This is a genomic window from Streptomyces sp. NPDC059695 (assembly GCF_042733785.1).
Lineage (GTDB): Bacteria > Actinomycetota > Actinomycetes > Streptomycetales > Streptomycetaceae > Streptomyces.
This window is the reverse complement of sequence record NZ_JBHWFF010000012.1, coordinates 178,103-203,785: the sequence shown is the minus strand read 5'-3', so window position 1 is coordinate 203,785 and position 25,683 is coordinate 178,103. Positions and strand designations below refer to the sequence as shown.

Annotated in this window: 17 protein-coding genes; 13 read left to right on the top strand and 4 right to left on the bottom strand. The window is 73.3% G+C overall.

Going from position 1 to position 25,683, the window contains the following annotated elements:
* Nucleotides 1–132: 132 nt before the first annotated feature.
* The 5 genes from ACFV2S_RS17600 to ACFV2S_RS17580 all read left to right on the top strand — a co-directional run bounded on the left by ACFV2S_RS17600 (nucleotide 133) and on the right by ACFV2S_RS17580 (nucleotide 11,461).
* Entirely contained in the window at nucleotides 133–2,586 is a 2,454-nt protein-coding gene (locus ACFV2S_RS17600) for a protein kinase (RefSeq protein ID WP_385559402.1), read from the top strand.
* 157 nt (nucleotides 2,587–2,743) lie between these two features.
* Nucleotides 2,744–5,962 (top strand): protein kinase, encoded by a 3,219-nt coding sequence (locus tag ACFV2S_RS17595; protein WP_385559399.1) that lies wholly within the window; start codon nucleotides 2,744–2,746, stop codon nucleotides 5,960–5,962.
* Nucleotides 5,963–6,074: 112 nt separating this feature from the next.
* Entirely contained in the window at nucleotides 6,075–7,763 is a 1,689-nt protein-coding gene (locus ACFV2S_RS17590; protein ID WP_385559396.1) for a protein kinase, read from the top strand.
* 151 nt (nucleotides 7,764–7,914) lie between these two features.
* Complete coding sequence (locus ACFV2S_RS17585) at nucleotides 7,915–9,582, top strand: succinic semialdehyde dehydrogenase (RefSeq protein WP_385559393.1); 1,668 nt, start codon at nucleotides 7,915–7,917, stop codon at nucleotides 9,580–9,582.
* A gap of 73 nt (nucleotides 9,583–9,655) precedes the next feature.
* Complete coding sequence (locus ACFV2S_RS17580) at nucleotides 9,656–11,461, top strand: GMC oxidoreductase (RefSeq protein WP_385559391.1); 1,806 nt, start codon at nucleotides 9,656–9,658, stop codon at nucleotides 11,459–11,461.
* A gap of 704 nt (nucleotides 11,462–12,165) precedes the next feature.
* Here the strand turns inward: ACFV2S_RS17580 and ACFV2S_RS17575 are convergent.
* Nucleotides 12,166–12,459, bottom strand: a complete 294-nt coding sequence (locus ACFV2S_RS17575; protein ID WP_383802125.1) for a chorismate mutase — start codon at nucleotides 12,457–12,459, stop codon at nucleotides 12,166–12,168.
* Between the two features lie 335 nt (nucleotides 12,460–12,794).
* On the opposite strand from ACFV2S_RS17575, the gene guaA reads away from it, so the two are divergent.
* The 4 genes from guaA (at nucleotide 12,795) to ACFV2S_RS17555 (ending at nucleotide 17,526) form a co-directional block, all read left to right on the top strand.
* Nucleotides 12,795–14,387 (top strand): glutamine-hydrolyzing GMP synthase, encoded by a 1,593-nt coding sequence (guaA, locus tag ACFV2S_RS17570; protein ID WP_385559387.1) that lies wholly within the window; start codon nucleotides 12,795–12,797, stop codon nucleotides 14,385–14,387.
* A 126-nt stretch (nucleotides 14,388–14,513) separates the two neighbouring features.
* Nucleotides 14,514–15,302: a class II aldolase/adducin family protein gene (locus ACFV2S_RS17565; protein ID WP_385559384.1), complete on the top strand. Its 789-nt coding sequence runs from the start codon at nucleotides 14,514–14,516 to the stop codon at nucleotides 15,300–15,302.
* Nucleotides 15,303–15,489: 187 nt separating this feature from the next.
* Nucleotides 15,490–16,722: a hypothetical protein gene (locus ACFV2S_RS17560; RefSeq protein ID WP_385559381.1), complete on the top strand. Its 1,233-nt coding sequence runs from the start codon at nucleotides 15,490–15,492 to the stop codon at nucleotides 16,720–16,722.
* Nucleotides 16,723–17,049: 327 nt separating this feature from the next.
* Nucleotides 17,050–17,526 (top strand): DoxX family protein, encoded by a 477-nt coding sequence (locus ACFV2S_RS17555; RefSeq protein ID WP_383785771.1) that lies wholly within the window; start codon nucleotides 17,050–17,052, stop codon nucleotides 17,524–17,526.
* On the opposite strand, the gene ACFV2S_RS17550 is transcribed toward ACFV2S_RS17555, so the two are convergent.
* Both ACFV2S_RS17550 and ACFV2S_RS17545 read right to left on the bottom strand, forming a co-directional pair.
* Complete coding sequence (locus ACFV2S_RS17550) at nucleotides 17,436–17,696, bottom strand: hypothetical protein (protein ID WP_385559378.1); 261 nt, start codon at nucleotides 17,694–17,696, stop codon at nucleotides 17,436–17,438. The two genes, ACFV2S_RS17555 and ACFV2S_RS17550, sit on opposite strands and share 91 nt — an antisense overlap.
* Nucleotides 17,683–19,023, bottom strand: coding sequence for a PspC domain-containing protein (locus ACFV2S_RS17545; protein WP_385559374.1), 1,341 nt, complete (start codon nucleotides 19,021–19,023; stop codon nucleotides 17,683–17,685). Before ACFV2S_RS17545 ends, ACFV2S_RS17550 begins: the two co-directional genes overlap by 14 nt.
* Nucleotides 19,024–19,179: 156 nt before the next feature.
* Here ACFV2S_RS17545 and ACFV2S_RS17540 point away from each other — a divergent pair, with 156 nt between their 5' ends.
* A complete protein-coding gene (locus ACFV2S_RS17540) occupies nucleotides 19,180–20,442 on the top strand; it encodes a PspC domain-containing protein (protein ID WP_385559371.1) in 1,263 nt (420 codons plus the stop codon).
* On the top strand, nucleotides 20,439–21,167 hold the full coding sequence (locus tag ACFV2S_RS17535; protein ID WP_385559368.1) for a LuxR C-terminal-related transcriptional regulator: 729 nt from the start codon (nucleotides 20,439–20,441) through the stop codon (nucleotides 21,165–21,167). The genes ACFV2S_RS17540 and ACFV2S_RS17535 overlap by 4 nt, the downstream gene beginning before the upstream one ends.
* Nucleotides 21,168–21,241: 74 nt before the next feature.
* Here the strand turns inward: ACFV2S_RS17535 and ACFV2S_RS17530 are convergent, their stop codons facing one another.
* Nucleotides 21,242–22,375 carry an NlpC/P60 family protein gene (locus ACFV2S_RS17530; RefSeq protein WP_385559365.1) on the bottom strand — a complete coding sequence of 378 codons (1,134 nt, stop codon included), beginning with the start codon at nucleotides 22,373–22,375 and terminating at the stop codon, nucleotides 21,242–21,244.
* A 325-nt stretch (nucleotides 22,376–22,700) separates the two neighbouring features.
* Between ACFV2S_RS17530 and ACFV2S_RS17525 the strand changes: the two genes are divergently transcribed.
* Entirely contained in the window at nucleotides 22,701–23,054 is a 354-nt protein-coding gene (locus ACFV2S_RS17525; RefSeq protein ID WP_385559362.1) for a hypothetical protein, read from the top strand.
* 68 nt (nucleotides 23,055–23,122) lie between these two features.
* Nucleotides 23,123–25,570, top strand: a complete 2,448-nt coding sequence (gene pcrA, locus ACFV2S_RS17520) for a DNA helicase PcrA (protein WP_385559359.1) — start codon at nucleotides 23,123–23,125, stop codon at nucleotides 25,568–25,570.
* Nucleotides 25,571–25,683 lie beyond the last annotated feature (113 nt).

The following is a 25,683-nucleotide window of genomic DNA, read 5'->3' as shown; positions in this document are numbered from 1 at the left end:
TATCCCGGAGTACGGACCCCGGGGCGTCACCCGCCCCGAGGTGAGGGACAATGGGCTCTCTTCCAGGGCGGGTTACCGCATCGCGCGGGAAGCGGCAGACGCGGCGAAGATCAGGGATCGCAGAGGGGACGCATGTCGGAGGCGGAGCAGTCGCGGGACAGGGCGAGGGACCCCAGGCGGGACGCCGCCGCGGGGGCCGCGACCGACGGCGACCGAGGAGCGGTTCCGGCCGCGCGTGAGCCGGCGCGGGACACGAAGGACGCGCAGGTCAGCGACGGTGCGAAGGACCCGCGGGACACGCGCGGGCCGGAGCGGGACGCCGAGGACGCGAAGCCCGCGGCCCCGGTGGAGTCCGCCGCGGGCGCTGGCGACCCCGAGGGCCGGGAGGCCGCCGGGGACGTGAAGGACCCTCAGGACGCGCCGTCCGACAGGACGACGGGGACGAGCGGTGCCGAAGCCGGTTCTGTTTCCGGTTCCGTTTCCGGTTCCGGTTCTGGTTCCGGTGAGGGTCGTGCGACGGGTGACGACGAGGACGCCGTCGCCGCCGGGCGGCTGCGCGGCACCGAGCCGTCGACCGGCCGGGCCGGCTTCGGCGCCGGTGACGGCGACGGCGAGAGCGACCGCGGAACGGGCGCCGCAGGCGCGCGCGGCGGCGACCGGCTCAGGAAGGCACCCGTCGGCGAGGGAAGGCTGCTCGCGGGCCGCTACCGGCTCGGAGTGGTCCTCGGACGCGGCGGCATGGGCACCGTGTGGCGCGCCGTCGACGAGACCCTCGGCCGTACCGTCGCCGTCAAGGAACTCCGCTTCCCCACGAGCATCGACGACGACGAGAAGCGACGCCTCATCACCCGGACGCTGCGCGAGGCGAAGGCCATCGCCCGGATCCGCAACAACGGCGCCGTCACCGTCTACGACGTCGTCGACGAGGACGACCGTCCGTGGATCGTCATGGAGCTCATCGAGGGCAAGTCCCTCGCGGACGCCGTCCGCGAGGACGGCACGCTCACGCCCCGGCGCGCCGCCGAGGTCGGCCTCGCCATCCTCGACGTGCTGCGCTCGGCGCACCGCGAGGGCATCCTGCACCGCGACGTGAAGCCGTCCAACGTGCTGATCGCCGACGACGGCCGGGTCGTCCTCACCGACTTCGGCATCGCCCAGGTCGAGGGTGACCCCTCGATCACCTCCACCGGCATGCTCGTCGGCGCCCCCTCGTACATCTCCCCGGAGCGCGCCCGCGGCCACAAGCCCGGTCCTGCCGCCGACATGTGGTCGCTGGGCGGCCTCATCTACGCGGCGGTCGAGGGCAGCCCGCCGTACGACAAGGGCTCCGCGATCGCCACCCTCACGGCCGTCATGACCGAGCCGGTCGACCCGCCGAAGAACGCGGGACCCGAGCTGGAGCAGGTCATCTACGGCCTCCTCGCCAAGGATCCGGCGCAGCGGCTCGACGACGCCCGCGCCCGGGTCCTGCTGCGGGCCGTGCTCGACGCGCCCGAGGCCCCGCCCGCCGTCTCGCCCGAGGCCACCGCGGTCATCCCGCTGCCGCCGCGTCCCGAGCGGACCCCCGTCGCCCCGGCGGCCGACCAGGGGCCCGACGCGGCCGCCGAGCGGATGCGCGGCGCGCTGAACTCCGTACGGAACGCCGCCGCCTCCGTGAAGGCCGAGCCGAAGCCGACGCCCAGGCTCGCGACCGAGCCGCTGCGGGGCGGCGGCAAGCCGGCGGCCCCGGCCCGCGCCCCGCTGACCGACGTCGTGCCGCGCCGCACCCTGATCATCATCGCCGCGGTCGCCGTCCTCGCCCTGCTCGGGACGATCCTCGCGGTCTCCCTCAGCGGCGGCGACGAGGGCGACCAGGGCAAGGGCGACGGGGGCACCACGGCCTCCGCCGGCGCCACGGCCGGAGGCGACGCCTCCGGCGGCGCCCAGGGTTCCGGCGGGAACGGCGGCGCCCAGGGCCAGTCCTCGGGCGGCACCGGCCAGCAGGGCGGAGTCCAGCCCGGCGGTGACACCGGCACCGGGTCCACCGGCGCCGACGGCACCACGACGGGGTCCACGACGGGGTCCACGGACGGGCAGAACGGCACCGCCACGCCGTCCGGGAAGCCCGGCGGCGAGACCGGCACGCAGCTGCCCGCCGGCTACACCCTCGTCAGCAACGACCGGCTGCACTTCTCGATGGCCGTGCCCGCGAGCTTCAGGCTCCGCTCGATCCCCGGATACGACCTCGGCGTGATCTTCAGCGAGAGCGGCGGCTTCCCGCGCGTCCAGGTCGACTACAACGGCAGCCCGAAGGACAACGCGGCGAGCGCCTGGGAACTGGCCCGGTACGGCGTGGCCGCCACCAGCCAGGACTACAAGCACCTCGGCATACGGTCCGTCTCCTACAAGGGCTACCCGACCGTCGCCGACTGGGAGTTCGAGCGCACGCAGAAGGGCATCCGGGTCCACGTGCTCAACCGCGGCTTCAAGGTGGACGCCACGCACGGCTACTCCATCATGATCAGCTGCGCCAAGGACGAATGGAACGGCGCGGAGTGCAGGACGCTGCGGGAGACGGCGTTCGCCACGTTCAGCCCCAAGGACTGACGGTGCCACGTATCGTGAGCCCCGAGGACCGAAAGCAGCCGGACAGAGCCGTCAACTGCGCGGTACCGGACCGGAACTGACGGACTCGCGTGATCCCGCCCGATCCCGGGGGGATCCGCGGGTCCACGGGGACAGCGTGCGCGCGTGGGGAGGCGTCGTGGACGACTGCGCGGGAAGGGTGCTCGCCGACCGCTACCGCCTGCCGCTGCCGCCGGCGGACGCCGACGCGTACGAACCGGTCGAGACGCGCGCCTTCGACACGTACAGCGGGCAGGAGGTCCTGGTCCGCCAGGTGCCGCTGCCGGAGTTCGTCGACGCCGAGGTCCTCGACGGGCGGGACGGTCCCGGCGGAGCCCACGGCGGTGCGGGCCAGGCCACCCGCCGTCCGGCCGAGCCCGTGGTGCGCCGCGCGATAGAGGCGGCCCAGGCCGCCGCGCAGATCCCCGACCACCCCCTCCTCGACCAGGTCTTCGACGTCTTCGCGGAGGCCGGCTCGCTGTGGATAGTGAGCGAACGCGTGGCGGCCCGGCCGCTGGCCGCGCTCCTCGCCGAGCGGCCCCTCAACCCGTACCGCGCGGCCGAGATAGGCGCCGACGTCCTCACCGCCCTGCGCGCCCTCCACGCCCACGGCTGGGTCCACCGGAACATCACCTCCCGGACGGTGCTCGTCTGCGACGACGGCCGCGTGGTCCTCAGCGGCCTCGCGGTGGGTGCCGCCGAGGAGGCCCTCTGCGGCTACGCACCGGTCCCGGACCAGACCGACGCGTTCGCACCGCCCCCGGCGGCCGGAGGGGACGACCTGGAAGGGGACGACCCCGCGCCGGAGGGGTACGGCCAGGGGGAGTACGAGACGGAGGAGCACGGCCCGCGAGGGGACGACCCCGAGCCGGAGCCGTACCGGACGGAGCCGTACGAGCCGGACGCGTACGACCCCGAGCCGTACCAGCCGGAGGCGTACGAGCCGGAGCAGTACCGGACCGAGCAGTACCGGACCGAGACGTACCAGCCCGAGACGTACCGGGCGGAGCCGTACGACCCCGAGCCGTACCAGCCCGAGGCGTACGAGCTCGAACCGCGTGCGGCCGTGCCCGGGGCCTACGAACTGGAGCCGTACGCGGCCGAGCCCGCCCCGGCCTCCGGCTCCCGGGCGTACGTCCCCGAGCAGTACGGCCCCGAGGAGTACGTCCCGGAGGAGTACGCCCCGGAGGCGTACGAGGTCGGGGACGGGGCCGAGGGGGACGAGGGGCCCGGCGGGGAGCCGGACCGGGCCGAGCCCGACCGGTCGGAGGACCCGGGCCCGGGCGACACCGGTCCCCGGCCCCACGGGTCCCCCGACGCCTACGGCTCCGACCCCTACGGTCGGGCCGAGCCCGCCGCCGCCGAGACGCAGCTCGTGGCCACGCCGCCTACCGCCGACGTGCGGGCCGCCCGGGCGGGTGCCATCGCCGCGTACCGGGCCGGTGCGCGGGCCGCCGCCCGGCTCGGCGAGACCGGGGCGCTTCCCGTTCAGCGCCCCGCACCGCCCGAGACCCCCGAGCCGTCGTCGCCCCCGCCCCCGCCGCCGACCGCGCAGGCGTCCGGCGCGCCCGAGCCGCAGTGGTGGGCCCGGGTGGCGGACGACGAGGACGACGAGGACGACGGCGACGAACCGTACGGCGCCGGACCGGGGGCCGGACCGCCGCCGCGCGTGATGCTGGCCGGCAGCTGGAGCGACGGCCCGCACGCGGCGCGCGACGGCACCGGGCCGATCCCGGCCGGCGGCAGCCCCGTCCTTCCCGGCTCGGGCCGCCCGGCCCTGCCCGCGGGGTACACCGCGGCGAACCCGAACCCGGCGCGCCTCCCGGTCCCCGCCGGTCCACGAGACGACGCGCCCGTCGCGATCCCGGCCCAGGCGCACCGTGGGCCGACCACGCGGCTCGCCGCCGAACGGGCCCGGCAGACCCGGATCGCGGTCGTCGGTGCCGTGACCGAGCGCTGGGCGCCGGAGCAGGCGGGCCCGGTCCACGAGAACTGGCGGCTCGCCCCGCCCATCGGCCCCGCCACCGACCTGTGGGCGCTCGGCGCGCTCCTCTACCGGGCCGTCCAGGGGCACGCTCCGTACCCCGAGGACAGCGCGGCCGAGCTCGTCCAACTGGTCTGCGCCGAGCCGCCGGCCTTCGCCGAGGAGTGCGGGCCGCTGCGCCCCGTCGTGGAGTCCCTGCTGCGTCAGGACCCGACCGAGCGGCCCGACTTCGAGGAGCTGCGCGGCTGGCTGCGCTCCCTGGTGCGGTCCGCGCCGGAGCCGGAGGCCGGGCTCGGAGTCGTACCGCTGCCCTCCTTCGACGAGGCGCGGCTCCCGATCGTGCGCCGGCGCGGCGAGCTGGTGCGCCGGTGGCGCGGGAGGGCGGGCGCGGGCCGTCACAAGCGCGGCAGGGCCTCGCGCCCCGGCGTCGGGCACGAGGGCGCGCGGGGCTTCGAGCAGGCGCCCGAGCACGACCGCGAGCACGACGTCGAGTACGGCCACGCGCCCGTGGAGCCGGATCACCGTGAGGAGTTCCGGGAGGAGTTCCGGGACGGGTTCGGATTCCGCGGGGAGTACGACGAGGAGATCCCGCAGCGCGCCCCGCGGACCGCCCGGCCCTCCGCGCGCCCGAAGTCCGCCCGGACACCGCGCTCCCCGGGTTCTCCGCGTTCCCTGGGCCGCACGCTCCTGGTCCTCGTCCTCCTGCTGCTCGGGGGAGCCGTCGCGTACGCCGTCCTGTTCCTGCCCGGCGAGGGCGAGCAGCCCGCCGCGCGGGTCACGCCCACGGCCGGTCCGGCGTCCTCGGCCCCCGGCACCTCCCCGTCCACGAGCGGCCCGTCGGCGACCGCGGAGCCGTCCGCCGATCCCACCACGAAGCCGGCCACCACCCCGCCCCCGGCGGACCCTTCGGCTCCCGCGCTCGCCGCCGGGTACGAGCTGCGTCAGGACCCGGAGGGCTTCCGGATCGGGGTCGCGAAGGGGTGGCGGCGCAGCCCGATCAACGACGCGGGACAAGTCCGCTACACGAACGGCGACTTCACGCTGATCGTCGTCCCCGGCCGGGACGGCGTCCGGGAGAACGGCTCGGACCCGCTGGAGTACCAGAACGTCAAGGAGCGCGAGCTGGAGCCGTACCGGTCGTCCAGCTGGTCGCAGGTGGAGAAGACACGCCGGGTGGACATCGGCCGGACGCCGACGGCCGAGGGGTCCTACACCTGGCCGGACAGCACGGGCCGCATCGTGTTCGTGCGGAACCTCGCCCTGATCGACGGCGGTCGGTACCACGTGGTCCAGGTCATCGGACCGGAGAGCGAGCGCGACAAGGTGTCGGAGATCTACGAGCAGGCCGCGAAGGGTTTCCGGCCGGGACGTTGATAGGAATGTCCCACCGGCCCCCGGTCACAGTGCTGTTCCTATGACCGCCCCGAGGTTCCGCCGCCCGTCCCCCCCTCCGTAACCTTGCATCAGAAGGAACGGGCGGGGGCAAGTGGAACATTCTCAGAGCACAGGTGCCGGGCTGCTGCTCGCCGGTCGCTACCGGCTGGGCGAGTCCATCGGACGCGGCGGCATGGGCAAGGTCTGGCGCGCGCACGACGAGGTGCTTCACCGCGTGGTGGCGGTGAAGGAGTTGACGGCGGGCCGCTTCGTGGCCGAGGCCGACCGGCTCGTTCTGCACGCCCGCACCCAGAAGGAGGCGCGGGCCGCGGCGCGGATCACGCACCCGGGCGTGGTCACCGTCCACGACGTCCTGGAGCACGACAACCGGCCCTGGATCGTCATGCAGTACGTCGACGGGCCCTCGCTCGCCGACGCCGCCAAGGCGGCCGGAACGATCGAGCCCCGTGAGGCGGCCAGGATCGGTCTGCACGTCGTCGGCGCACTGCGCGCCGCGCACGCGGCCGGGGTGCTGCACCGGGACGTCAAGCCGGGCAACGTGCTGCTCGCGCGCGACGGGCGCGTCCTCATCACCGACTTCGGCATCGCGGCGATCGAGGGGGACTCGACGATCACCCGTACCGGTGAGATCGTCGGCTCCATCGACTACCTGGCGCCCGAGCGGGTACAGGGCGGCGACCCCGGACCCGCCTCCGACCTCTGGTCCCTCGGCGCCACGCTGTACACGGCGGTGGAGGGCACGTCGCCGTTCCGCCGCACCTCCCCGATCAGCACCATGCAGGCCGTGGTGACCGAGGAGCCGCCGCACCCGGAGAAGGCGGGTCCGCTGGCCTCCGTCATCGTGGCCCTGCTGCGCAAGGATCCGGGGCAGCGGCCGCGCGCGGACGAGGCCGAGCGGATGCTGCTCGACGCGATGGAGGGGCGCGCGCCGACGGCAGCCCAGGCGTACGTGCCGACCCAGCGCGTGGCCAGGGAGGAGCTGGACTCGGCTGCGGCGGCGCACACGGCGGACGGTACGGGCACGGGTACCGAGAGCCTCGCGGGCGAGCCGGTCAAGGCGACCGCGCAGTGGCCCCAGTCGGCCCAGCCGTCCCACGGACCCCACCAGCCCCCCGGACCGCACCCCACCCTCGTTCCCGCCTCCCCGCCCCCCTCGGGCCGCGGCCGCTGGCGCTCCGCCGTCCTCGCGGCGCTGCTCGCCGGGGTCGTCGCCGGCGGCGCCGTCTTCGCCGCCATGAACTACGCGGGCGGCGACCGCGACGCCCGCGGCGACGGCGGCCGGACCACGCCCGCGTCCTCCCCGGCCTCCCAGGGCGCCGGGGACGGCATCCCGGACGGCTGGCACCGCGTCGAGGACCCGAAGGGCTTCAGCCTCCTCGTACCGGACGGCTGGAAGCGCCAGACCGAGGGCGACCAGGTCGACTACACCCCGGACAACGGCGAGCACCGCATCCGGATCAGCATCGACAGGAGCCCCGACTTCGAGAACCCGTACCTGCACGCCATCGACCTGGAGCGCGTCCTGCAGAAGCGGATGGACTACAACCGGGTCAAGCTCGGCCAGGTCACCTACCGCGACCAGGTCCGCTCCGTCCTGTGGGAGTTCACCTGGACCGAGCGGAAGGACTTCCCGGGTCCCCGGCACGCGATCGACCAGATGTACTACGAGGACGACGGCACCGAGTACGCGATCTACATGTCCTCGCCGGAGTCCAGCTGGGAGAAGACGCGGGAGCAGTTCGACATCGTCCTCCAGCACTGGCGCGCGCCGGGCGACTGAGGGGCGGGAAATCTCCGCGCTCGGCCCCCGGCAGCCGTAAGCCCCTGATCAGGCCTTATGTGCCAGTGATCGCTGGCGTGGTGTGTGTCGAGGGTGAAAACGCGTTACCGACGGGTACCCAAAGGTCGGAACGCGGCCTACGCTCGGGCTCATGACGGACTCGCAGGCCCCCGCCGCCCCCACGGTTCCCGCCGACACCGCCGCCGAGGAGGCCCGCCCGGCCGCCCCCGCCGGCGCGACCAACCCGGTCGCGCCCGCGCCCGCGGGCGGGCGGACCGCCGCCGACGTCGTGACGCCCGCGCTGGTCGCCCGGCTCACGCGCGGCGTCGCCGGTTCCGGCCGGACCGCCAACCACACCCCCTTCACCGGGGAGAAGCTGGCGGACCTGCCCGAGGCCACCCCCGAGGACGTCGCCGAGGCCTTCACGCGCGCGCGTGCCGCCCAGGCCGCCTGGGCCGCCACCCCCGTCCGGGCCCGCGCCGCCGTCCTCCTGCGCTTCCACGACCTCGTCCTCCAGCGGCAGGCCGAGGTCCTCGACCTCATCCAGCTGGAGACGGGCAAGGCCCGCCTGCACGCCCACGAAGAGGTGCAGGCGGTCGCCGTCGCCGCCCGCCACTACGGCCGCAAGGCCGCCTCGTACCTGCGCGCCAAGCGGCACACCGGCGTCGTGCCGACCCTCACCAAGGTCACCGAGCTGCGCCAGCCGCGCGGCGTCGTCGGCCAGATCGCCCCCTGGAACTACCCCCTGGAGCTCTCCGTCGGCGACGCGCTCCCCGCCTTCGTCTCGGGCAACGCCGTCGTCATGAAGCCCGACACGGAGACCGCGCTCACCGCGCTCTGGGCCCGTGACCTGCTCATCGAGGCCGGCCTTCCGGCCGAGGTCTTCCAGGTCGTCCTCGGCGAGGGCCCCGTCGTCGGCCCCGAGGTCGTCGCCCACGCCGACTACGTCTCCTTCACCGGCTCCACCCGCACCGGCCGCGAGGTCGCCCGGGGCGCCGCCGCCCGGCTCGTCGGCGTCTCCCTCGAACTGGGCGGCAAGAACGCGATGCTCGTCCTGAAGGACGCCGACGTCGAGAAGGCCGCCGCCGGAGCCGTCCGCGCCTGCTTCTCCTCCGCGGGACAGCTCTGCATCTCCATCGAGCGGCTGTACGTGCACGAGTCGATCGCCGACGCCTTCCTGGAGCGCTTCGCCGCCCGCACCCGGGCCATGCGGCTCGGCAGCTCCCTCGCGTACGGGGCGGACATGGGCTCCCTCGTCGGCGAGCGGCAGCTGGAGACCGTCACCCAGCACGTCGAGGAGGCCGTCGCCAAGGGCGCCAGGCTCGTCGCCGGCGGCGTCGCCCGCCCCGACATCGGCCCGCTCTTCTTCGAGCCGACCATCCTCGACGGCGTCGAGGCCCCGATGGCCGTCTGCTCCGAGGAGACCTTCGGACCCGTCGTCTCCGTCTACCGCTTCACGGACGAGGACGAGGTCGTCGAGGCCGCCAACGCCACCCCGTACGGCCTCAACTCCTCCGTCTGGACGAAGGACTCGCGCCGCGGCCACGCCGTCGCGGCCCGGCTGCGCACCGGCACCGTCAACATCAACGAGGGGTACGCGCCCGCGTACGGCAGCGTGCAGTCCCCGATGGGCGGCATGAAGGACTCCGGGCTCGGCCGCCGCCACGGCTCCGAGGGCATCCTCAAGTACACCGAGGCGCAGACCGTCGCCCAGCAGCGGCTGATCCCGCTCGCGCCCTCCTTCGGGATGGACGACGAGAAGTACGCCGCGTTCATGAGCGTGTCCCTGAAGGCGATGAAGGCCCTGCGCCTGCGCTGACGCCCCTCCCCGGCGCCCTTCCCTTTTCGTCCCGTTCCGTACGATTTTCACACCGTTCCGTACGAGGAGAGCCATGACCGCGGTACCCCCTGCCCAGAATCAGGGCGAGGACAGTGCGTACGACTACGACGTCCTCGTCGTCGGCTCCGGCTTCGGCGGTTCGGTCACCGCCCTCCGCCTCACCGAGAAGGGCTACCGGGTCGGCGTCCTGGAGGCCGGACGCCGCTTCACCCGCGCGACCCTGCCGAAGAACTCCTGGGACCTGAAGAACTTCCTGTGGGCCCCCGCCCTCGGCCTGTACGGCATCCAGCGGATCCACCTGCTCGGCAACGTCATGGTGCTCGCGGGCGCCGGCGTGGGCGGCGGCTCCCTCAACTACGCCAACACCCTCTACGAGCCGCTGGCCCCGTTCTTCGACGACCCGCAGTGGAAGGACATCACGGACTGGCGCGCGGAGCTGAGCCCGTACTACGACCAGGCCAAGCGGATGCTGGGCGTGCGCCTCAACCCGACGATGACGCCCTCCGACGTGCACCTGAAGGCCACCGCCCAGGCGATGGGGATCGGCGACACCTTCCACATGGCCCCGGTCGGCGTCTTCTTCGGGGACGGCCGGGACGGCGACGGGACCGCGAAGGCGAAGCCGGGCGGCGAGGTGCCCGACCCGTTCTTCGGCGGGGCCGGCCCCTCCCGCAAGGCCTGCACCGAGTGCGGCGAGTGCATGACCGGCTGCCGGCACGGAGCCAAGAACACCCTCAACGAGAACTACCTCCACCTCGCCGAGAAGGCGGGCGCCGTCGTCCACCCGATGACCTCGGTCGTCGCCGTCACCGAGGACTCGCGCGGCGGCTACGCGGTCAGGACACTGCCGACCGACAACAGGAAGAAGGGCGCGGGCCGCACCTTCACCGCCCCGCGGGTGGTGATCGCCGCCGGCACGTACGGCACGCAGACCCTGCTCCACCGGATGAAGGACACCGGGCTGCTGCCCCGCATCTCCGGCCGGCTCGGCGAGCTGACCCGTACGAACTCCGAGGCGCTGGTCGGCTCGCAGACCACCGACCGCCGCTACCGCAAGCGGCACGGCAAGGACCGGGCCGACTTCACCAGGGGCGTCGCCATCACCTCGTCGATCCACCCGGACGACAACACCCACATCGAGCCGGTCCGCTACGGCAAGGGCTCCAACTCCATGGGCGGCATGACCGTCCTCCAGGTGCCCTACGGCGCGCACCGGGTCCGCAACTGGCTCCTCGAACTGGTCAAGCACCCCGCCCTCGCCGTCCGCTCGCTGTCCAACCGCCGCTGGTCGGAGCGGACCATCATCGGCCTGGTCATGCAGTCCCTCGACAACTCGCTGACCACCTACCGCAAGCCCGGCGGGCTCGGGAAGGGCCTGCTCACCGCCCGCCAGGGGCACGGCGCGCCCAACCCCACGCAGATCGAGGCCGCGACCCGGGCCGCGCGCCTGATGGCCGAGGAGATCAACGGCTTCGCCGGCTCCAACATCGGCGAGCTCATGGGCACCCCGCTCACCGCCCACTTCCTCGGCGGCTGCCCCATCGGCGCGGACGCCGGAACGGGCGTCATCGACCCGTACCACCGGCTCTTCGGCCACCCCGGGATCTCCGTCGTCGACGGCGCGGCCGTCTCCGCCAACCTCGGCGTCAACCCGTCCCTGACGATCACCGCGCAGGCGGAGCGTGCCATGTCCTTCTGGCCGAACAAGGGCGAGGAGGACCAGCGCCCGCGGCAGGGGGAGGCGTACGTACGGCTCTCGGCCGTCGAGCCGAAGTCCCCCGCGGTCCCCTCCGAGGCCTTCGGCGCCCTGCGGCTGCCGTTCCTCGGGATGCCGGCGGTCCCGCCGAAGCAGGACTGACGCCCTGCGTGCGAAAGGGCGCTGCACCCCCCTCCGAGTGCAGCGCCCTTCCAGCTTTTGTGGTGCTGCATAGATGACCCGCCGCCGCCGCGATTGGTTGTAGCGGTTGCGCAGGATCTTCGTGTGACGCGCGTCACGTCGTGGGGAGGGCTGTGAAAAGGGCCCCGCGCTCGCGATTCCGGTCGCGGCGCGGGGCCCTTCTGGCCGGCACCGGTGTCAGGGCAGCGGCGGTGCCGAGCGGGGCGGCGCCGGGGGGTTGCGCCGCAGGGGAGGGGGATCGGGGGATCGCCGGGACGGGGGAGGAGCGGGGGAGCGGGAGATCGGCCGGTTGCGGCCGGCCCCGGGCGTCCCCGGGACCGACCGCCCTTTCTGGGTGACCGGGCTGCTGTCCCCTGCTGTCCGGTCACACGCGCTGGTGCGAGGTCCCACGACGTACCGGAGAGGTACGCCACACGCCCCAGCGAAGCCACGCGTGGTTTCTTCGGGCCCGCCCCTGGCTGGCACGGACAACCGGACCAACGAAGCCCGGCCGGAGCCGGTCACGCGCCGTACGGGTGAGAGCGGCCCCGAACTCGGGTGCGGGAACCCACTCGGCCGCGTCGCTCCGCATCCGAGGCGTCGCCCGGATACGGCCCGGTGTCGCTCTGTATCGGCCGCCTCGCTCGGGATACGGCCCCCGCGTCGCTCCGCATCCGAGGCGTCGCTCAGATGCGGCCCCGGCACAGCTCCAGCATCGTCATCGCGAGCGCCGTCCCCGGCTTGCCCAGCGCGTCCCTGTAGTGGCCGAGGACCTCCATCTCGCGGGCCAGGTTCACCCGGCGGCCGCCCGAGGTGATCCGGGCCTCCTGGATCACGGCCGAGACGGCCATCCGTTCCTGGATCAGGCCGATGATCCGGTCGTCGAGCGAGTCGATCCGCTCACGGGCGTCGCCGATCAGGCTCGCCGCCTCGTCGGTGCGGGCGCCGGTCTTCTCCGTGGTGGCGGTGTGCGTCGTCATGCTGGGGCTCCTCGTGGTGTCGGAGACCCCGGAGCGACATCGCCCGGAGGGAATGCAGAACGCCCCGGGCCTTGTCGGCCCGGGGCGCCTGGGAAGTCGCTTGTCAGTTGCTCAAGCAGCACGACCATGGCAGCCGGTGGGCCGGTTGCCATAGGTAAACAGGAAGGTCGTGAGCTCGCGCATGGCCCCAGTATGGACCCCTTCCCGAAGCCGGGGACAACCCGGGTTCGGATGGTGAGACGAAAAGCGACACCGGCGCGCCGGTAGAATCGACAAATAGCCCCCCCTTCGGGGGAACCCCAGGGAACCTCTCCTACCGCCGGAAGGCCGCCGTAGTGTCATCAGCGACTCCCGCTGCCGCGCCCGACGTCTCCAACCCGGACGTAGTCCTCGTTGTCGACTTCGGCGCCCAGTACGCCCAGCTCATCGCCCGTCGCGTCCGTGAGGCGCGGGTCTACAGCGAGATCGTCCCGTCCACCATGCCGGTGGCCGAGATGCTGGCCAAGAACCCGAAGGCGATCATCCTCTCCGGCGGCCCGTCGTCCGTGTACGCCGAGGGCGCCCCGCGCCTCGACCGCGCGCTGTTCGAGGCGGGCGTCCCCGTCTTCGGCATGTGCTACGGCTTCCAGCTGATGGCCCAGACCCTCGGCGGCACCGTCGACGACAACGGCGCCCGCGAGTACGGCCGGACCCCGCTGCACGTCTCCAAGGCCGGCTCCACCCTCTTCGAGGGCACTCCGGTCGAGCAGTCCGTGTGGATGTCGCACGGCGACGCCTGCTCCGCCGCCCCCGAGGGCTTCACCGTCACCGCCTCCACGGACGTCGTGCCGGTCGCCGCCTTCGAGAACGACGAGAAGAAGCTGTACGGCGTCCAGTACCACCCCGAGGTGCTGCACTCCACGCACGGCCAGCAGATCCTGGAGCACTTCCTGTACCGCGGCGCCGGCATCGCGCCGAGCTGGACCACGGGCAACGTGATCGAGGAGCAGGTCGCGGCCATCCGCGCCCAGGTCGGCGACAAGCGCGCCATCTGCGGTCTCTCCGGCGGCGTCGACTCCGCCGTGGCCGCCGCTCTCGTGCAGAAGGCCATCGGCTCGCAGCTCACCTGCGTGTACGTCGACCACGGTCTGATGCGCAAGAACGAGACCGAGCAGGTCGAGAAGGACTTCGTGGCCGCCACCGGCGCCAACCTGGTCGTCGTCGACGCGCAGGAGCGCTTCCTCGACGCGCTCGCCGGCGTCTCCGACCCGGAGACCAAGCGCAAGATCATCGGCCGTGAGTTCATCCGCGTCTTCGAGCAGGCGCAGCTGGAGATCCTCCAGGAGGACGGCCCCGAGGTCGCGTTCCTCGTCCAGGGCACGCTGTACCCGGACATCGTCGAGTCCGGCGGCGGCACCGGCACCGCGAACATCAAGTCCCACCACAACGTCGGCGGCCTCCCCGACGACATCGAGTTCGAGCTCGTCGAGCCGCTGCGCCAGCTGTTCAAGGACGAGGTCCGCATGGTCGGCCAGGAGCTCGGCCTGCCCGAGGAGATCGTCCAGCGCCAGCCGTTCCCCGGCCCCGGCCTCGGCATCCGCATCGTCGGCGAGGTCACCAAGGAGCGCCTGGACCTGCTGCGCGAGGCCGACGCCATCGCCCGCGAGGAGCTCACCGCGGCCGGCCTCGACCGCGACATCTGGCAGTGTCCGGTCGTCCTGCTCGCCGACGTCCGCTCCGTGGGCGTCCAGGGCGACGGCCGCACCTACGGTCACCCGATCGTGCTGCGCCCCGTCTCCTCCGAGGACGCCATGACGGCCGACTGGTCGCGCCTGCCGTACGAGGTGCTCGCCAAGATCTCGACCCGCATCACCAACGAGGTCCCCGACGTCAACCGTGTCGTCCTCGACGTCACGAGCAAGCCGCCGGGCACCATCGAGTGGGAGTAGTCGCGTGGGAGCCGTCGCTCCCCGCGTGCGCGTGAAGCCGTCGTCCCGGACCTCCGGGGCGACGGCTTCGTCGTGTTCCCGTCCGGACTCTGGTGACTTGACCGGCCGGGCGTTACCTTCCGGCGCATGAGCGTGATACCGGACCCCGTCCCCGTCGAACGGCTCCACTTCGCCCTGCCGCCCGTCCACGCGACGGCCGAGGAGGAACGCACCCACCGCAAGCAGCGGCTCGCCGGGGCGCTCCGGCTCTTCGGACGGCTCGGGTACGAGGAGGGCGTCTCGGGTCACATCACCGCCCGCGACCCCGAGCACCCCGACTGCTACTGGGTGAACCCCTTCGGGGTGCCGTTCGAGGAACTGACCGCGAGCGACCTGATCCTGGTCAACGGCGAGGGCCAGGTCGTCCACGGCGGCCACCACGTCAACCAGGCGGCGTTCACCGTCCACGCCCAGGTCCACCGGGCCCGCCCCGAAGCCGTGGCCGTCGTCCACACCCACTCCGTGTACGGGCGGGCCCTCGCCTCCCTCGGCGAACTCCTCGACCCGATCACCCAGGAGGCCTGCGCCTTCTACCAGGACCACGCCCTCTACGACGCCTACACCGGCGTCACCGTGGACGCCGAGGAGGGCCGCCGGATCGCCGTCGCCCTCGGCGCGTTCAAGGCGATCGTGCTCCGCAACCACGGGCTGCTCACCGTCGGCACCTCCGTCGACGCGGCCGCCTGGTGGTTCATCGCCCTCGAACGCTGCGCCCGGATCCAGCTCGCGGCGCGAGCCGCCGGCAAGCCGGTGCTCATCGACCACCGCGAGGCCGTCGCCACCCGGGAACAGCTCGGCAGCGACCTCGTCGCCTGGATCAACTACCAGCCGCTGTGGCGCAGGATCAGCCGAGCGGAACCCGAACTCCTGTCGTAACACGATCGCTTCACCCTTCTGTACGTCAATGCGATGGCGCGGCAATCACTCTCCGGCGGGGCGCACGCGGCAGGCGCGGGAGCCGCCGGTACGGCACAATTCCGTTGATTCAACGGTTGGTTGGCCCTTCGGGGCGCTCCGGTCCGCATCGACGCGGGCCGTGAAGTGAGCTCCGGGAGTGAGCACCGTGGCGGTTCAAGAGGCGAGACAGTACGGCGAGCACGCGACGGCCTGTGCCGGCTGCGCCCACTGCGGGCAGGCCGGACACCGGAGGGCCGTCGCCGCGTTCCTGGCCAAGCGCGACGAGCTCGCCGCCGGCCACGGCGTCCCCGCGGCCGTCGCCCACTCGCCGGTCGCCGCCCGCCAGTGGGTCTCCGACGAGCTCGCCCAGTCCGCCCGCGCGGTGGCCGTGCGCGGCCGGGAGGCCGGGACCGCCTGGCTCGACCGGGTGCGGCGCGGAGGTCTCGGCGCCGTCTGGGGCGCCGTCCTCGCCCTCCTCCTCGGCCAGGCCCTCACCGCCGTCGGCGGCGGCTGGACCGGCGCCCGCACGGCCGGCCTCTGCGCCGCCCTGGTCCTCGCCGGGCTGCTCGGCGCCGCCGCCCACGTCCACCGGGCCCGGGGCGGTCTCCTCGCCCCGCTGATCGGCGAGGACAACCGGCTCTCCACCACCCGCGCCGTCGCCGCCGGCTGGCTCCTGTTCCTCTGCTTCACCCTCCTCTTCCTGGCCTTCCGGTCCCCGGGCGCGGCCGCCTTCGGTCTCGCCCGGGGCGCGGGCCTGCTGACCGTGCTCACCCTCGTCGTCTCCGTCACCGTCACCGCCCGTCTCGTCGTCGCCCTGGGGATCGCGGCCGGCCGCGTCCAGAAGGTGCGCGCCGACCGCCCGCGCGCCGCCGACCTGGTCTGCGACGACAGCGGCCGGGCCGCCCTCGCCGACGTCCAGTACCTCCTCGTCTCCGGCTCCGTCCTGGCCCTGACCGCCGTCGCCCTGGCCGGCGACCCGGACCGGCTCCCCGAGGTGCCCTGGTCGCTCGTGCTGCTCGTCGGCGTCTCGGCGGCCTGGCACCTCGCCACGAAATGCACCGAGGGCGTCCGCCCGACGATCCACTCCGTGGTCCGGTCCCGGGAGGCCGGCGACCTCGACGCCCCGATCCGCACGGGCGACGACATCGAGATCCGCGGCCGCGGCTTCGTCCCGCCCGGAGCCGGCGCCCCCGACCCGCTGACCCGGCTGGTCGTCCGCATCGGCCCCGTCCACGCCCACGTGCCGCTCGTCCCGGTCCCGGGCGGTTTCGCCAACCCCACGGACGCCGCCCTGACCGTCCCTCTTCCTGCGGACGTCGAGCCGGGCCGGGTCGAGGTGTCGGTCGTCACGGCGGCCGGTGTGGAGACCAACCGGGTCACGATCGACGTCGTGGACTGAGCGTCCCGCGCCCTTCCGGTGTCCCGGGCGCCAGGTGCGAGGAGAATCGTTCCGCGAACAGTCGTACGGGGTGTGGAGAGGTGACCGACGATGACGGGACAGACGGACCGACCGCACGACACGGGCGACGGCCCGGGCGGCGCCGATGACGCCCGGGGCACCGCCGGCGCCGCCGGGGGCGATACCGGTCGTGGCAGTGGCAGTGGCAGTGGCAGTGGCAGTGGCAGCGGCAGCGGCAGCGGCCGTGGTGACGGTGGCGACGGCCGTGGCGACGGTGGCGCCCGTCGTGGTGACGGTGGCGACGGCGATCGGCGCTTCGTCGAGTGCGTGCCCACCTTCGACCAGTGGAAGGCGATCGCCTCCCGCTACGCCCTCCTCCCCTTGCGGATCTTCCTCGGTGTCACCTTCATCTACGCGGGACTCGACAAGCTCACCGACCCCGCCTTCTTCGCCGACACCGGCAGCGGCTCCATCGGCGAGATGATGCGCGGGGTCCGCGACGGCTCCGCGATCCCCGCCCTCGTCGACGTCGCCCTCAACAACCCGACCGGTTTCGGATACGCCATCGCCTTCGGAGAGCTCGCCGTCGGGCTCGGGACCCTCTTCGGTCTCTTCGCCCGACTGGCCGCGCTCGGCGGCGCACTGATCTCACTGAGCCTCTGGCTGACCGTGAGCTGGCAGGTGCACCCGTACTACCTCGGCAACGACCTGGCCTATCTGATGTCCTGGGTGCCGCTGCTGCTGGCCGGGGCCCCGGTGCTGTCGCTGGACCGGGTCCTCGCCGAACGGCGCCGTATTCGATAGGCGACCCAGGTCGTGAGGGCGGCGGCGCCCAGGCCGCCGCTCAGCACGGGGATCACCGTGTACCACGGGGTGGTCCAGGCGCCGGCCGCGTCGCCCGCGTACACGGCGGCCAGGACGAGGGCGGTCAGGCCGACCAGGAGCCGGCCGGGGCGGAACTCATGAAGCAGCACGGGTGACCTCCACCTGTCCGAGTCCGACCTCCAGAGAGAGGTCCAGGGTGCCCGCCGGGGTGGTCCCGGCCGGCGGGGCGAGCGTCCGGGTGACGTCGCGGTCCGGCTCGATGTCGATGTCGTCGGCGGGCGCGCCCGGAAGCTGGAGGTCGCCCAGGCTCACCTGTGCGTGCAGCTTGACCACCGCGCTCTTCGGGACGATCACCTTGAGCTTCCCGGCGCCCACCGAGGCGTGCGTCGCCGCCGTCGTGCCCGCCGGGAGCGGGATCGCGGACAGGTCGAGCGTCCCGACGCCGGTCCCCAGCTCGTACTCCGGCTGCACGGCGGCGACGGACACCGGCCGCCACGTCTCGCGCACCCATTCCGTGCTGATCCGGTCGGGCAGGGCCGAGGACAGCGCGAGCAGGCCCGCCGTGACCACGGTCAGGAACACCGTGCCGAACCCGGTCCGTCCGAGGAAGCTGCTGACGACGAGGCCCAGCCCGAACACCGCGAGAGCCGCCGCGAGACCGACCTGCAGGCTGGTGCCCAGCGGGTGGGTGTCCCAGGTCAGGCCCGTGCCGAGACCGCCCGCGAGCAGGGCGAGAAGGAAGACGGGACCGCCGATCGAGAACGGGCTCCGGCGGACGGAGGGCGTCGGCCGCCCGGGCGCCCGAGGGCCGGGACCCCACTGGCTGCCCGGCTCGGGCACCTCACCGTCGACCTTGCCGTCGTCGTCCAGGATTCCGTGCGGGCCCCACAGGTAGCCGATGGCCAGCCTGCCCGTCGAACCGTCCTTGACGATCGGGTCCTTCCACCAGGAGGGGGACTCGTAGATCGGCGGGGCCTTGGTCTCGGGCGGCGCCTCGGCGACCGCGAGCACGGCGGCCGTGTCCGGTCTGCCGTCGGTCTCGCCGGCGGCCCTCCGCCGCTGCGACCAGACCGCGGCCCCGCACACCGCGAGCGACAGGGTCAGGGTGAAGCCGAGCACCTCACCGCTGTGCAGGGTCGAGAGGAACACCCCGCAGCCGATCAGCGCCATCAGCAGCGCGGCGAGCGAGGCCCCGGACACCCGGCCCGTCAGCAGCCGACGTCCCTCGCTCTCCTCCTCGCCCGCGAGCGGGATCAGCAGCCACGCGAAGCCGTAGAACACCAGCCCCAGGCCGCCCGCCACGGCCAGCACACCGATGACCACCCGGAAGATCACCGGGTCGAGATCGAAGTGCCGCCCGAGACCTCCGCAGACGCCGCCCACGACGTTGCTCCCGCGCGAGCGCCGGAGCGGCGGGGCGGGATCGGCCTCCGCCGTCGGCGGGGCCTCGTGCTGCGAAGGCATCGAACTCGTCATGCCTCCATGGTGACGTCCGGTGACGCCCGGCGGCACCGGGGCCGACCCTGGCCCGACCCTGATATTCGCGGGGGCACCGCCCCCGAGTCCGTACCAGGGACGATCTCAGGGCCGACCCTGATGTCCCGGGCGGGCCCGGCGTGTGACGATCGGTGCATGTCCGCAACCGCTCGTGTCACCGAGACCGACGAACCGCCCCTGCGCAGGCTCTACCGGAGCGCCGACGGGCGGTGGCTCGGTGGTGTCGCGCGAGGCCTCGCGGGCCACCTCGGCCTGCCGGTCGTCTGGGTGCGCGTGCTGTTCGTGGTGCTGTCGTTCTCGAACGGCCTGGGCATCGTGCTCTACGCGGTCTTCTGGATCGTCGTCCCGCTCGGCGTCGGCGGCCGGTCCGCCCCGCGCTCCCTCTTCGAGACCACGTCGGACGGGCGCCGAAGACTCCGCAAGCCCGACCGGGGCCAGGTCGTCGCCCTGATCGCGCTCGGCATCGGCCTCGCGGCCCTCGTGGGGAACGTCAGCGTCGACAACGAGACCGGACGCTACATATGGCCGCTGATCCTCATCGCGGTCGGCGTGGCCCTCGTGTGGCGCCAGGCGGACAACGCCCGGCGCGCCAGCTGGACCGACCCCGGGCGCCGCAGACGCGCGTTCCAGCTCGTCCGCGGTCTCGTCGGCGTCGGCCTCGTCGGCACCGGTCTCGCGGTCTTCGTGGTGGTCCGCGGCTCCGTCGCCCAGCTCGGCACGGCCGTCACCGCCGCCGTCGCGGTCCTCACGGGCATAGCGCTCCTCGCCGGCCCCTGGCTGGTCCGCATGTCGCAGGACCTCACGGACGAGCGCACCCTGCGCATCCGCGCCCAGGAGCGCGCCGAGGTCGCGGCCCACGTCCACGACTCCGTGCTGCACACCCTCACCCTGATCCAGCGCAACGCCGACGAGGCCGGCGAGGTGCGCCGCCTGGCCCGCGCCCAGGAGCGCGAGCTGCGGAACTGGCTCTACAAGCCCGAGGGCACCGGCAGGGAGGAGGAGCCCGAGACCCTCGCCGAGGCGGTGAAGCGGGCCGCGGCCGAGGTCGAGGACAAGCACGGGGTCCCGCTGGAGGTGGTCGTCGTCGGCGACTGCCCCCTCGACGAGAAGCTGGCCGCGCAGATGCAGGCCGCGCGCGAGGCGATGGTCAACGCCGCGAAGTACGGTGGCGAGGGAGGGGCCGTGCAGGTGTACGCCGAGGTGGAGGGGCGCACGGTCTTCGTCTCGGTGCGGGACCGGGGTCCGGGCTTCGACCTGGACGCGGTACCCGAGGACCGGATGGGCGTACGAGAATCGATCATCGGTCGTATGCAGCGCTACGGCGGTACGGCCCGGCTGCGGTCACCGCAGGGCGGCGGCACCGAAGTGGAGCTCGAGATGGAGAGGGCGGACGGATGAGCGACGAGACCGGAGCGGCGGCCGGAGCGGCGGCCGGAAGCGATGCGGGGACGGGGGGCACTGAGCGCCGGGTGCGGGTGGTGCTCGTCGACGACCACCGCATGTTCCGCACCGGGGTCCAGGCCGAGATCGGCCGGACCGAGGTCACCGGCGTCGAGGTGGTCGGCGAGGCCGCCGACGTCGACCAGGCGGTCACGGTCATCACCGCGACCCGACCCGAGGTCGTCCTCCTCGACGTGCACCTGCCGGGCGGCGGCGGGGTCGAGGTCCTGCGGCGCTGCGCGAGCCTGATGGGCGCGCACGAGGATCCGGTCCGCTTCCTGGCCCTGTCGGTCTCGGACGCGGCCGAGGACGTCATCGGGGTGATCCGGGGCGGTGCCCGCGGCTACGTCACCAAGACGATCACCGGTGCCGACCTCGTCGACTCCGTCTTCCGCGTGCAGGAGGGCGACGCCGTCTTCTCGCCGCGCCTCGCCGGCTTCGTCCTGGACGCCTTCGCCTCCACGGACGCGCCCCCGGTGGACGAGGACCTGGACCGGCTCACCCAGCGGGAGCGGGAGGTGCTGCGTCTGATCGCCCGGGGATACGCGTACAAGGAGATCGCCAAGCAGCTCTACATCTCGGTGAAGACGGTCGAGTCGCACGTCTCGGCGGTGCTGCGGAAGCTCCAGCTCTCCAACCGCCACGAGCTGACCCGCTGGGCCACCGCCCGCCGCCTGGTCTGAGCAGCCCCGGCGTCCACGCCCCGAGGCCTGATCTCCGAGGCCCGAGGCCCGAGGCCCGAGGCCCGAGCGGCGGCTCAGCCGATCCGGGTCGCGCCGGCGAAGGGCATCTCGTCGATCGGCGCGACGCGCACCGGGGCGCCCGGGCGGGGCGCGTGGATCATCTGGCCGCCGCCGATGTAGAGCCCGACGTGGCTGATCCCGGAGTAGAAGAAGACCAGGTCACCGGGGGCCAGCTGGGAGCGGGAGACGCGCTGTCCCGCGTTGATCTGGGTGTACGTGGTGCGGGGCAGGGTGACGCCGGCCGCGCGCCAGGCCGCCTGGGTGAGACCGGAGCAGTCGTACGCGGAGGGGCCCGTCGCCCCCCACACGTACGGCTTGCCGAGCTGGGCGCGGGCGAAGGAGATCGCTTCGGCGGCCCGGGCGTTCGGGGCGGTCACCGGCGCGCGCCCGCCGGTCGAGGAGCGGTCGGCCCGCACGGTCGCCGAGCCCCCGGCGGAGCCCCCGCCGGTGCCGCCGGTGGTGCCGCTCGGGTCGTCGGCCCGCGTCGAGGTGCCGGAGCCGTTCCGGGCCGCGGCGGCCGCCTCGTACCGCGCCCGCTCCTCGTCCGTCAGCCGGTCGAGCAGGGTCCTGGCCTCCGCCAGCTTGGCGACCACCGCCGCCTTCTGCCGCCGCAGCTCCGACTCGTGGCCGCGCAGTGCGGTCAGCTTCCCCGCGGATTCGCCGCGCAGCTGCCGGATCGCGGCGAGCTCGCGCCGTACGGCCGTGACGGCGGCCGCCTGCCGTTCCCCGGCCTTCTCGGCGAGCGCGGCCCGCTCCAGGTACTGGTCCGGGTCGGAGGTGAGGGCGAGCTGCACGGCCGGGTCCAGTCCGCCGGTGCGGTACTGGGCGGCGGCCATGGCCCCGAGTCCCTCCCGGGCGGTGTTGAGGCGCTGGGTCCTGCGGGCCGCCTCGTCGCGCAGCCGGTCGAAGGCGGTGCGCGCCGCGTCGGCCTTCTCCTTCGCCCCGTTGTACCGCTCCGTCGCGACCTCGGCCTCTTCGTAGAGCCGGTCGACCTCCGCCTTGACCTGGGCGGTGGTGGGCCGGGGGTCCGCGTGTCCGGACCCTTCGAAGAGCGTCGCCGTCGCCGCCGAGGCGAGGGCGAGGGTGGCGGCGGTACGGACCGCCGAGCCACCGAGGGGGGACTGTTTGGACTTCCGGTGCGCTGCCACGAGGGCGGGTCACATCCTCTTCCCTGGGGGGACGGTGCCCGCCGGACCGGCGGCGGCCCGCACAGGGGAGACGGACCGCCGCCGGGTTTCTCGGCGGGGGTGACCGACAGCCGCCGGATCGCCGGCGGTGGTGGGGAGCCGGTCACCTGGTGGAGGACGCTAAACCTGGGGTCACGGCCGGATGGGGAGTTGACCGTAATTGGCGCCAGAAGGCATGTCGCGGATCGATTTCTTTCGTCTGGGCGCCCTGGATCTTCGTCTGACGTCCTGGAGTGAGGAGACCCGGCCGGAGGGCGGCGCCGGAGCCCCGGTTAGGCTCCGCCCCATGGACGTCCTCATCAATGTCTTCGTCGCCCTGCACATCATCGGCATCGCCTCCCTCCTCGGCGGCTTCCTCACCCAGATGAAGGCGATGGGCGCCGGCACGGCCCGCTTCAGCCCCGCGATGCTGCACGGTGCGCTGACCATGCTGATCACGGGCATCGCGCTCGTCGGCCTCAACCAGGCCGACGACCAGACCGTGAACAACCTCAAGGTCGGCATCAAGCTCGCGATCCTCGTCGTGATCCTCGGCCTGGTCTACGTCAAGCGGGACGAGGAGAAGGTCGACAAGGGCCTCTTCGCCGCGGTCGGCGGCCTGACCATGGTGAACATCTTCATCGCGACCCTCTGGGTGTGAGGGCTTCCACAGAGACCCTTCCGAAGGCGGACCCGGATGTCGGTGGGGCGTCCTAGACTCGTGAGGCGATGAGCAGCCTCTTTGACGACAGCTTCCTGGCCGGCCTCCAGAACCACTCCTCGGAGGAGCCCCCGCCCCACCCCGAGGACGAGCACGGCTCCCCGGCCGCGGAGGAGGTCCCGCACGACCTCTTCGGGGAGCACTTCGACGTGCCCCCGCCCGCCCGGGAGACGCACTACCGCGACGGTCACCCCCGTCCGGTGGTGGACCCCGCCGCGCTCCTGGAGGGGCTGAACGAGCAGCAGCGCGCCGCCGTCGTCCACACCGACACCCCGCTGCTCATCGTCGCCGGCGCCGGCTCCGGCAAGACCCGGGTGCTCACCCACCGCATCGCCCACCTCCTGGGCACGCGGCACGTGCACCCCGGCCAGATACTGGCGATCACCTTCACCAACAAGGCCGCCGGCGAGATGAAGGAGCGCGTCGAGCAGCTCGTCGGGCCGCGCGCCAACGCCATGTGGGTCATGACCTTCCACAGCGCGTGCGTCCGCATCCTGCGCCGCGAGTCGAAGCGGCTCGGCTTCACGTCCTCCTTCTCGATCTACGACGCCGCCGACTCGAAGCGGCTGATGTCCCTGGTCTGCCGCGACCTGGACCTCGACCCGAAGAAGTTCCCGCCGAAGTCGTTCAGCGCCAAGATCTCGAACCTCAAGAACGAGCTGATCGACGAGGAGTCCTTCGCCGACCAGGCCGCCGACGGCTTCGAGAAGACGCTCGCCGAGGCGTACCGGATGTACCAGGCGCGGCTGCGCGAGGCCAACGCCCTGGACTTCGACGACATCATCATGACGACGGTGCACCTGCTCCAGGCGTTCCCGGACGTCGCCGAGCACTACCGCCGCCGCTTCCGTCACGTCCTCGTCGACGAGTACCAGGACACCAACCACGCCCAGTACACCCTCGTGCGGGAGCTGGTCGGCACCGGCTACGAGGACCTCGGCCCGGCCGAGCTGTGCGTCGTCGGCGACGCCGACCAGTCGATCTACGCCTTCCGCGGCGCGACCATCCGCAACATCCTCCAGTTCGAGGAGGACTACCCGGACGCGACGACGATCCTCCTGGAGCAGAACTACCGCTCCACTCAGACGATCCTCTCCGCGGCCAACGCCGTCATCGAGCGCAACGAGTCCCGCCGTCCCAAGAACCTGTGGACGAACGCGGGCGCGGGATCGCAGATCACCGGCTACGTCGCCGACACCGAGCACGACGAGGCGCAGTTCGTCGCCGACGAGATCGACCGGCTCACCGACGCGGGCGACGCCAAGGCGGGCGACGTCGCCGTCTTCTACCGGACCAACGCGCAGTCCCGTGTCTTCGAAGAGATCTTCATCCGCGTCGGACTGCCCTACAAGGTCGTCGGCGGCGTGCGCTTCTACGAGCGCAAGGAGGTCCGGGACGTCCTCGCGTACCTCCGCGTCCTCGCCAACCCCGAGGACAACGTGCCGCTGCGCCGCATCCTCAACGTCCCCAAGCGGGGCATCGGCGAGCGCGCCGAGGCGATGATCGACGCCCTCTCCCTGCGCGAGAGGATCACCTTCCCGCAGGCCCTCAAGCGGGTCGACGAGGCGTACGGCATGGCCGCGCGCTCCGCGAACGCCGTGAAGCGGTTCAACGCGCTCATGGACGAGCTCCGCACGGTCGTCGAGTCCGGCGCCGGCCCCGCCGTCGTCCTGGAGGCGGTCCTGGAGCGGACGGGCTACCTGGCGGAGCTCCAGGCCTCGACCGACCCGCAGGACGAGACCCGGATCGAGAACCTCCAGGAACTCGCGGCCGTCGCCCTCGAGTTCGAGCAGGAGCGCGGCGAGGAGCCCGCGACCCTCGCCGAGTTCCTGGAGAAGGTCGCCCTCGTGGCCGACTCCGACCAGATCCCCGACGAGGACGAGGAGGGCCGGGGCGTCATCACGCTGATGACCCTGCACACCGCCAAGGGCCTCGAATTCCCGGTGGTGTTCCTCACGGGCATGGAGGACGGCGTCTTCCCGCACATGCGCGCCCTCGGCCAGGCGAAGGAGCTGGAGGAGGAGCGGCGCCTCGCGTACGTCGGCATCACGCGCGCGCGGGAGCGGCTCTACCTCACCCGCTCGTCGATGCGCAGCGCCTGGGGCCAGCCCTCGTACAACCCGGCCTCGCGCTTCCTGGAGGAGATCCCGCCCGCGTACCTGGAGTGGAAGCGGACCGGTCCGATGGTGAAGCCCGCCGGGCCGACCTCGGGGATCACGTCCTCGCTGTCGTCCTCCCGCTCGCGCTCCGGCCCGTCCGGCTTCGCGACCCGGCGTGCCGGTGAGAAGCCGGTGATCTCCCTCCAGGTCGGGGACCGCGTCACGCACGACCAGTTCGGACTCGGCACCGTCATGTCGGTGACCGGCGGGGGCTCGGACGCCCAGGCGACGATCGACTTCGGCGACGAGAAGCCGAAGCGGCTGCTGCTGAGGTACGCGCCGGTCGAGAAGCTGTAGCGCGGTACGGGAAGGGGGGCCCCCGCGGGGGGGCGGGGGGGGGGGCGCGCGCGGGCGCGCGCGGGGGCGGGGGGGGGGGGGGGGGCGGGGGGGGGGGGGCGCGCGGCCGCGCC

Bases quoted from the DNA above. Each gene is read 5' to 3' on its own strand.
- ACFV2S_RS17565 (WP_385559384.1), top strand. From the start codon at position 14,514: ATGAGCGTGATACCGGACCCCGTCCCCGTCGAACGGCTCCACTTCGCC.
- ACFV2S_RS17525 (WP_385559362.1), top strand. From the start codon at position 22,701: ATGGACGTCCTCATCAATGTCTTCGTCGCCCTGCACATCATCGGCATC.
- ACFV2S_RS17535 (WP_385559368.1), top strand. From the start codon at position 20,439: ATGAGCGACGAGACCGGAGCGGCGGCCGGAGCGGCGGCCGGAAGCGAT.
- ACFV2S_RS17540 (WP_385559371.1), top strand. From the start codon at position 19,180: ATGTCCGCAACCGCTCGTGTCACCGAGACCGACGAACCGCCCCTGCGC.
- ACFV2S_RS17600 (WP_385559402.1), top strand. From the start codon at position 133: ATGTCGGAGGCGGAGCAGTCGCGGGACAGGGCGAGGGACCCCAGGCGG.
- ACFV2S_RS17580 (WP_385559391.1), top strand. From the start codon at position 9,656: ATGACCGCGGTACCCCCTGCCCAGAATCAGGGCGAGGACAGTGCGTAC.
- ACFV2S_RS17545 (WP_385559374.1), bottom strand. From the start codon at position 19,023: ATGACGAGTTCGATGCCTTCGCAGCACGAGGCCCCGCCGACGGCGGAG.
- pcrA (WP_385559359.1), top strand. From the start codon at position 23,123: ATGAGCAGCCTCTTTGACGACAGCTTCCTGGCCGGCCTCCAGAACCAC.
- ACFV2S_RS17575 (WP_383802125.1), bottom strand. From the start codon at position 12,459: ATGACGACGCACACCGCCACCACGGAGAAGACCGGCGCCCGCACCGAC.
- ACFV2S_RS17585 (WP_385559393.1), top strand. From the start codon at position 7,915: ATGACGGACTCGCAGGCCCCCGCCGCCCCCACGGTTCCCGCCGACACC.